At 59.7% G+C, this 8,401-nt stretch carries 6 protein-coding genes; all 6 read right to left on the bottom strand.

Translation table 11 applies throughout. From position 1 onward, the window contains the following. Positions 1-157 precede the first annotated feature (157 nt). The 6 genes from GX414_00855 to GX414_00880 all read right to left on the bottom strand — a co-directional run bounded on the left by GX414_00855 (position 158) and on the right by GX414_00880 (position 8,057). Positions 158-370, bottom strand: a complete 213-nt coding sequence (locus tag GX414_00855; GenBank protein NLI45634.1) for a hypothetical protein — start codon at positions 368-370, stop codon at positions 158-160. A gap of 343 nt (positions 371-713) precedes the next feature. Then, on the bottom strand, positions 714-1,736 hold the full coding sequence (locus tag GX414_00860; protein ID NLI45635.1) for a metallophosphatase family protein: 1,023 nt from the start codon (positions 1,734-1,736) through the stop codon (positions 714-716). A 22-nt stretch (positions 1,737-1,758) separates the two neighbouring features. Then, complete coding sequence (locus GX414_00865; GenBank protein ID NLI45636.1) at positions 1,759-2,778, bottom strand: helix-turn-helix transcriptional regulator; 1,020 nt, start codon at positions 2,776-2,778, stop codon at positions 1,759-1,761. Continuing rightward, positions 2,759-3,349 (bottom strand): hypothetical protein, encoded by a 591-nt coding sequence (locus tag GX414_00870; protein NLI45637.1) that lies wholly within the window; start codon positions 3,347-3,349, stop codon positions 2,759-2,761. The genes GX414_00865 and GX414_00870 overlap by 20 nt, the downstream gene beginning before the upstream one ends. 44 nt (positions 3,350-3,393) lie before the next feature. Next, on the bottom strand, positions 3,394-4,458 hold the full coding sequence (locus GX414_00875; protein NLI45638.1) for a hypothetical protein: 1,065 nt from the start codon (positions 4,456-4,458) through the stop codon (positions 3,394-3,396). A 263-nt stretch (positions 4,459-4,721) separates the two neighbouring features. Then, on the bottom strand, positions 4,722-8,057 hold the full coding sequence (locus GX414_00880) for a hypothetical protein (protein NLI45639.1): 3,336 nt from the start codon (positions 8,055-8,057) through the stop codon (positions 4,722-4,724). Positions 8,058-8,401 lie beyond the last annotated feature (344 nt).

The raw sequence follows: 8,401 nt of genomic DNA on the forward strand, positions 1-8,401 counted from the left end.
ATCTCCTCGATGACCTTGTAGTCCGGATAAGGTAAAAAATCTTTCGCACATTTATGGATGCGAAGGAGTCCTCCGAACTGACGGAATATAAACCTCGGGTGCGACTAAGCACATAATCTTTCGCACATTCCATCGGATCATTCCATTCAACCGCCCATTATTTGGCACTGTGCCTGCCGGCCAGGATGAACCGCCGGGCGAATTTTAAAATCTCCTCGATGACTTTGTAATCCGTGATGTTCCAGTCGTAGATGATCCGGCGGAGGGATTTGCGCTTCTCGGGCTCCATGGTGTAGAGCATCCGAAGCATGCCGGTCTTTTCCTCGGCCACCTCGTCGGGTGGTCCTTCGACCTGTAGCCGGAATGTCACTGTGACGCGGGCTGTCTTGCGGTAACGGGTGAACGCTGTAACTTATTGATAATTGGCGCACCCGGAGGGGCTCGAACCCCCAACCCTCGGTTCCGAAGACCGAACGTACGATCTGACCACCACGGCATCGAGCGATAAAAAGCAACACGAGATAATACCGCCAAGGCTTTGGTTATAGCCGTTTCGGCGATTATCCCCGATCATCGCCGGGAGCGGTCCGGTACCGCCCGAAATCGGGTCATTTTGGGGTTGAGTGTGACACCAGTGTGACGGGAAAAAACAGACCTTGATGGAGTCGAACGCAGATTGACTATTGGAAATAGGAACTTTCAGCAGTCATGGTTCAATCCCCTTCCGGTTTGGCTGATATCCTGATGTGCCCAGCGGAGGGTGTGATCTGAGACTCCGTTCCCGCCGTCTCCAAGATCGCATGCCCCATGGCTGCGTCGGGGAGGTTGACGTTCAGCATCCGGATGAACCATTCCGGGACGTGGTGGCGTCTACCGACGTAGAGATTTCCTTTGGGTACCGTTTGCACGCGCAACCAGGCAAATTCCATTGCCTGTCTGTTCGTGTCATCCAGCGCGGAGTAGGTGGCCTCGATTTCCTTCAACCGGCCTTCCAAGCGCGCGACAGCCTCCTGCGGTTCCCGGATGGCAAACTCGTTCCACACCATCGGCAGCGGCGGATCCATGTGGCCGCTCACGATCAGGCCACACCCGGCTTGAGCGCCGATCAGGGTGATGAACGGTTCCTTGCCGGGGCTGACATGGCTGACGAAAATCCCGATCTCGTCAGGCTGCCGGTTGGCCTGGACAGTCTCGACGAGCTGGGCATACTGGGGCAGGACGCTCCACACCTTACCCCGGCCGCCGGCGATGGGCGTCTGCCAGAGTTTCTTGCCGACCAGGAAATTCCCGCCGAGGCCGAAGATGTGGATATGGCCCATGTGGTATGAGACAGCCTCGTGCAAGAGATGCAGCCGGTCGACCGCATAGTCGCCGCAACGGAATCGCCGGATGACGTCCACGTCCTCGTGGTTGCCCCAAACCGCATAGATCGGGACATCAAATTTCTTCTCGCCCCGGAGGAAATCGGGCAGTTCACTCAGGGGGAGTGAACGCTTCACGAACTCCCTTTGCTCAGCGGGCGGCTGGGCGAGGATTTCCTTCTTCCGTTCCGGATTCAATTCGGAGTGCCGGATGTGCAGGGCCACTTCCCGGTCGCTCAAGCGGCCGATGCTCTCGTCGTCCGAGAATCCGAAATCGCCGGCGTGGATCACGGCCTCACAGTTATTTTCCAATGCCAGCCGGTTGATCGGCGACAGTTTTCCATGGGTATCGGAGACGAGGAGAATTCGGGTCATTGAGAAAATCATCTCAAGGGATCTATTCCATGGCAAAATCCCGGAGCCGGCTTGTGGCCGGGGTGAGAAATGCTTCCCCCGGCAAGTCGAACACGTTTTGGAACTCGGCCGGCAGTTCCCGGATTCCCCTGATGCGCAGAGCTTCCTGAAGGGCGGCCCGCAGCTCCGAGGCTTGAAGATAGGTGGACACTCCGGTCCAATTCCTCCCGTACAGGAACCGCCACATATACTGATGAAAGCGGAACTGCGCTGCCCAGTTCACCCAACGGACCGGCCTCGTACCAAGGAAGGTCTGCCAATGCTCAGGCTTCAACTGATAGCGGCGCTGGTTGCCTAGTCGGAAACTGTGCACCAAACCGGAGGATTCCATTTCCTGGCACACACTGAACAGGCTGGGTTGCGAAAAGTGCACCCCGCGGGACAGCTCCGAGGGGTGGGCCGAATCATGGGTCAGTAGGTAAACGATCACGTCGGCCCTGATATTGAGGCCGAACAGATAACGCAACCTGAGCCAGAGGGTGGCAGCCGATTTTGTTGAGATCCCGGTGTTCAGATCTCGCAAACGGACGGGGCCACGCAGCCAACCGGCCCGTTGGAACGCCGGGTCCTGTTCCCCCCAGCCAGGCAGCGGCTGCCCATGCGGATCGAGAAAAAAGGCGGCTGGTTTTTCCGGCCGCGATATCCCGGCGAGACGTTTCCAGCGGCTGTCCCCTGAGATTTTTAAAAGCCAGGTGGCCGGGGCCCCCAACAGGGAGCGGTCCAACTCCGGCTGCTGGCGAGCCAGATTTCCCAGGCGCTTGAGGTTGATCGCCTCGCCGTGTGACACCAGCCAGGACAAAACCTCGTCGTAGAGGCGGGGATCCATCCGTCCCAGCTCCCAACTGGCCAGTAGCAGCGCCTCCGGATCGATCACTGCGACCAGCTTGTCAGCCTTTACCTCAGGAGCGGTCCCGGCGGCAAACAAGCCCAGACCGGCCCACTGCTCCCAGAACCGGGACAGGAGGCACTCGGTGTATTCTTCTCTAAATGCTTGCAGCGACATCGTCATATCCCAGTGCCCGGATACAGGCACGTAAACTGTCCCGGAAGGGTGACGACACATCATGTCCGATCGCCCAGCGCGCGGCCATCAGAATTTCTTCGCGCGCCGGCCGAAGTGCCAGCAAGTCGGCGTAGTGTCGGTCCTGGGGACCTCGGTCCACCGCTGCATAAAGCTTCAGGTGGATCTGGTCCAGGCGCCCGATGAAGTGAACGGTCAGGGTTGTGCCATACGACCGCGTGCTCCAACGACGGTCCAATCCTTCCGGCAAACCGCCATCCACCAGGCTGGTTGGACCCGGATTCAGCCACATGGACGGCAAATGGAAGTCCGCCGCCACCCGCGCCACCGCCGCCGCCAACGAATCCGGGAATGGATCCGCCTTGCGGACTTCGCCATTAACCACAAAGGCCAGGATGTCCACATCCCTGGTCGTGCGAGGGATAAGACCCAACGCGCTTAAAGCCGCACCGCCACAGACAACCAATTCCGTCGGTACGGAGCTTCGCCGAAGCAGTTGTTCTCCGAGCGCTCCCAGTAAAATGTCGAGTTCCTTCGCTCCAATCTCATCCATGAGTTAAATTATACCTATAGAATCTATAGCTGCAACTTAATTCCTTAAATTCTCCATGACGGCAAGATGATATCCCCCAGAATGGCAGCCGCGGCTTCCTCACCCCGCCCCTTGAAGTTGCGGAGGTCCAGGTAGAGCTGGATCGGGTGCACGACCTGAAGATCATCCACCGTCTCCGCTCCGTAGAACACACCTTCATCGTAGGGACTCAGAATCGTCACGTTGGCGCCGCTGTCCACGGGTTTCAATTTCAAGCGCGCCAGCGCATCCTCCGGCATCGCTTCCACGAACGCCATGACCCGCTGATAGCGGACAGCCGGAGAAACCCGGGCCGCGCCTGAAAAGCCCGTGAGGGCATACCGGATCCCCCGATCATTCAAAATCGATCCCAGCGTCTTCTCGATTTCGACTGGCGATTCCAGGGAGTAGTAATCCGTGGCGACGTTCTTTTTGAAATTGTAGCTGGCGGTCCATTCGGCCAACAATTCCGCCGGCGCCGCCAACTTCACTCCGCTATCTTCGTCGGTCAGCCATTCCCGGTCGCGCAGGATCCGCAGCACGTTGGCCACCTGGCCCAGGCTGACGTTTGCTTCCCGAGCCAACCGCTGATACCGCCAGCTCTGCCGAGCATTTGCCAGGAGCACGCGGAGCACCCGAGTGGATTTCGGCGCATACAGCGAACGCAATTCCCGTCGCGCCGGGGCAGGATTGGGCAGCCCTTCCCTTTGAATGAAGATGGTCTGGAAACTCAGGAAACAATTACCGGCTGAATCCAGATATCCCGCGCCATTTTGTTTGCAAATTTCGGCCGTCCGACTGGACACAAAGGGGGCAATCAGAATCCCATAGCTGTTGGGATATTCCGACCGAAAGCGGGCGATCAGGTTGAGGGCATTGCGGGCGACCCGGGGCTGCCCGCTGGGGATCACGGCCACCAACAAGAGCTGACTTAGATCTTGCACAAAAACTCGGACGATGAAGTCTTGATTCAGATGATCAAACCAGGGGGCACCCTCATACGTTACTATCCGGAGGGATGGCACTTTCGAGAGACAATTCTCCAGTAGTTCGCGTGCACGTTGATGAATCTGGTTTTTGGTCATTTTCATATTTCACAATTTTTTCAGCGTTTGCTGAAAATAAGTATTTCACTGAAAGAAGGATTGTCAATGAATAACTGATCCCTTGTCAATCAGCCTTCAAGGATTCGAAGGCTGCTCCGAGTTTCCGCAAAGCATCAAGTGATCTTGGCCAAGACCACTCAATATAGAAAGATATCCATCAATAATCACATTTCGCAATTACCATGACGACACTTAATCGTGAAGAAGCATCCGAGTAATCTTTCGGCAATCGATTCAGTTAATGAATTTCATATCTGATTCAGCCACACCATGTCCAGCACATCAATCCGGCCGTCGGCATTCAGATCCGCAGCCTCCAGGGGAGCGATGAAGCCGGCCTCCCCCCAGACGATCGCTTCGGACAGGTACAGGGCAAGCAGTTCCAAATCCACCGCATCGACCATCCCGTCCAGGTTCAGGTCGCCGAGCAGGAGATTCGGATCCACTATGAAATGCGGAACGAGCTCATAGTCATGATCCAGCTCCAGCTCCAGCGGATTCTCGCTCCCCTCGTAATCGCCCGACCAATGCGCAAACACGTAGCCAGGATCCGGCAAACCCACCACCCGCGCGATCCAGCCGGCCGGGTAGGTGTAGGCGCCGGGAGTCGGCACGGTCAACCCGTGGGCACCCGCCTGCACGCGCAGCACGCAGCCGGCGGGGTGCGACGTAGGATCCAGCGGATCGGTCCCCGCGGCCGCCTCCTCGCCGTCGGAGTACCCGTCCAGGTCGGTGTCCCAGGCGTGGGGATTGGTCTCCCCGGGATCGATCATCCCATTACCGTTGGCATCCTCTTGCGCGGTGGTCCGGCCGTCGGCGTCGGGATCGGCCTCCGGATCCATCGCCTGCAGCCAGCCGGCCGCATACAGCCCTGATTGCGTGACGTCCCCGCTGGCCCCGTTGCCGGTGGCGACGCTCCCGGAAACGACGGACCAGATGCCCGTCTCCGAGTCATAGCGGTAGAGGACCAGCTCGTCGAAAATGTCCGGACCGGCGCCGGCGATGGTCAGATCCTCCGGCGTGACCGCAAGAGTCAGAGTGACGGGCGCGGCGAACTCCGCCTGCAGTTCCCCGGCCGCATCCTCCGCTGCCAGGTGGACGGCATGACCCGCCAGCGTTAATACATCGATGGCGGCCGCCTGCCGGGACACGGGCAGGGCCACAGAGGCGTCATTGCTCCAGATGCCGGTGCGGTGGTAGAACCTCTCCGGATCGCCCACCGGCACGGCCATCACCTGGGGAGAGACATAGACGGTGCGGCTGGGCAACCTGCGCTTGCCGCCTGTTTCATCCGCCGATCCCGTGATGCGATCGGCGAGCACGGCCGTGTCCATCACCGCCGCCGTCATGCGCGCCGCAGGCGGGGTCGCTCCCGTCTGGACCGTGCCCACCGACACCCCGGTGACGGACTGCAGCTCCGTGGCACCGCTCTTGCCAAACACCACCTCCGCCACCGGGATGAGACGGCGGAGGATTTCGGAGAGGAACGGCACGGTCGTCATCAGGCTGTTGCTGACCGTGCTCAGGAAGACGGCCGGACTGGGCGCCCAGTCGTGCTTCCGGTAGTCGGCCAGAAGATAGGGCGTGTCTTCGAACACCACGCCGCGGGCGTACTCCTGTTCCACCTCCTGGTACAAACCGAGGCCGATGGAGAGTTTCAGCCCCTTAAGGTGTGGAATTGGAACTTTTATTGCCGCCTCCGCCCGCAGGCCCCGCACGGACTGAGCACTTGTCCGGGTCAGAGCGGACGGATCGGCAGCCTCCACCGTGGTAAGGAAATTTTTGATGTCTCCGGACAGCCACTCTGGGGTGAAATTGGATAGGGACGGCTGATGCCCGACGGCTACCTGGGAAAGGGTTCCAGCCAGTAATTGCGGATTCTGTCCCACCAGAAAGATCGCCTGGGGATCGCTGGTGGCCCATTTGATCCGGGTGCCGGCGTATGACTGACCGCTGAAGAGCAGCCAGGAGGCGCCCACTGATTCTGTCGTCTCAATGGTGGCGCCGATGCCGCTGATCTCGGGCCCCCGGCTGGTCACCTCGTACTGGACGGTGTTGGTGTGGGTGCGGTTGACGCCTTCCAGGCTGTCCAGCCAATCCAGTTCGTCGGCCAGATTCAACTGGACGCCGGCGCCGGCCGACAGTCCCAATGCCAGGGAATCGGTGACATCCCCCTGGCCGGACGGGCTGAACTGGCGCCCTTCCTGCAACGTGCCGCTGAACGCCACATTCCCGCTCAGGGATAGCGGCCCCAGTGCGATGGACGCACCTGCTGACGATCGTCCATCCACGCTGGCGCCGTAGTTGATATTCTGGTAATAACGCGCCGGTTCGAACTCCGCTGTGGGATAACCCTGCGAGGACAGCCACACCAGCGTCGCCGTGTGGACGTGCTGCGACAGGAACCGGACCGGGGAGCCGCCGAAGTTCCCGAAGAAGGTTAAGGCGCCGGTCACGTCGGCGTTCCGGGCCGCGCCGGTCCAACCGCCCGCGTTGTAGTCGATCTCGCCACCGAGGTACGCCCCGGCTTTCAGCCCGATCGAGCCCGAAGCTTCAGCCTTCGGAGCGCCAGAAATGCCCAATTCGGCCGACACCTCACCCGACAGGCTGAAATCCCCCTGTCGGCCCACCCCCTGGACGATGCCACCCGCCGACGTGTCGGCGGCCAGGAGCTTCACTGTGTAGCCCGCCTGCGCCCCCAGCGACAGCTTGGCCGACGCCACCGACTGTGCCCCGCCGCCCGGCGTCTCCGCCTCCCAGACCGGACCGCCCAGGGCGAACACGTAGTTGGAGCGACACGGAAGTTTCTGTTGCACCCGGATGCTGAAGTCCAGGTCCTTTTCCAGCAGGAAGTAGTCCTTCCACTCGCCGCTCTCCTGCAGGCGGATGGTTCGGGGAAAGTCAAGCTTCAGCGCGTCGCCCGCGTGCGCGCCCGACTGCTCCAGGTCCAGCTTCACCCGCAGCACGCCGGGCTTGATGATCTCGGCCTGGACGCTCACTCCGGCCTTGTCCGAGTTCAGGCTGAGCTGCACCGGCCGGACCGGCACTGGCTGGCGGTCCACGTCCAGGATCTTGTAGTAGCGGTAGAGCCGGGTGTCCGGATACGCGGTATTTGCTGCCGCTCCACGCGGGGTGAGGTTGGCGTGCAGTTCCTCCAAGAAAATAGAGTTCTGAAGATGAGTCTCGCGATACTCGCTGCAGACTGTGTTTGGATTGTACGGGTGCGGACGGGTCTCCGTTCGGACAAAGAAGCGGGTCCCGGCGTCCAGCGACACGCCCTCGATGATGATCCCGGTGGCCGTCTTGTCCGGCGTCTCGGCCAGGTATACCATTTCCCCCGAGGGTTCCTGCCGCTGGTAGACCTGATAGAATCCTTCGTCCTCATCGTATGCGATGGGAGTCCAGGTCAATTGAAGCGTGTCGGGTTCATGGAATCCCCAGCGGGGCTGGACGGGCGGAACGGTCTGGGTGCTTTCGAAATCGCCCCCGTGGTGTTCGTCCACAAACGCACGGACGGAATCGTCTGTGATATAAAGCGCGTTGTACGCCAAATACAATCCGATATTCCAGCCTAGATTAGTCATATTCTTGATCTCTGAGGGTATCTCACCCGAAAACTTGTTGCCGCTCAAATCCAGAGAGGTCAGATTGCTTAGAACTCCGATCTCATGGGGGATCGGCCCTGACAGTTGGTTACAAGCCAGGTTCAGATAGCCCAATTGCGTCAGCGGCAACAACTCGGACGGAAAGGTTCCCGACAGGAGGTTGTGACTCAGGACCAAACTGGCTAATTGCGTGCAGTTGCCGATTGTACCGGGGAGGCTTTCAATCAGATTCCGGTCAAGATCCACATTCAAATAGCCTGTATTGGATTGGATGCCATCGGCGATGCCGTTGATCGCGTTGTCGGACAAGTCGAGATTTGCCC

It is taken from the genome of Acidobacteriota bacterium (assembly GCA_012517875.1).
Classification (GTDB): domain Bacteria; phylum Acidobacteriota; class JAAYUB01; order JAAYUB01; family JAAYUB01; genus JAAYUB01.

What these genes read in the sequence shown, in the direction of transcription:
- GX414_00880 (NLI45639.1), bottom strand. Translation starts at nt 8,057, where the DNA reads ATGACTAATCTAGGCTGGAATATCGGATTGTATTTGGCGTACAACGCG.
- GX414_00875 (NLI45638.1), bottom strand. Translation starts at nt 4,458, where the DNA reads ATGAAAATGACCAAAAACCAGATTCATCAACGTGCACGCGAACTACTG.
- GX414_00865 (NLI45636.1), bottom strand. Translation starts at nt 2,778, where the DNA reads ATGTCGCTGCAAGCATTTAGAGAAGAATACACCGAGTGCCTCCTGTCC.
- GX414_00860 (NLI45635.1), bottom strand. Translation starts at nt 1,736, where the DNA reads ATGACCCGAATTCTCCTCGTCTCCGATACCCATGGAAAACTGTCGCCG.
- GX414_00870 (NLI45637.1), bottom strand. Translation starts at nt 3,349, where the DNA reads ATGGATGAGATTGGAGCGAAGGAACTCGACATTTTACTGGGAGCGCTC.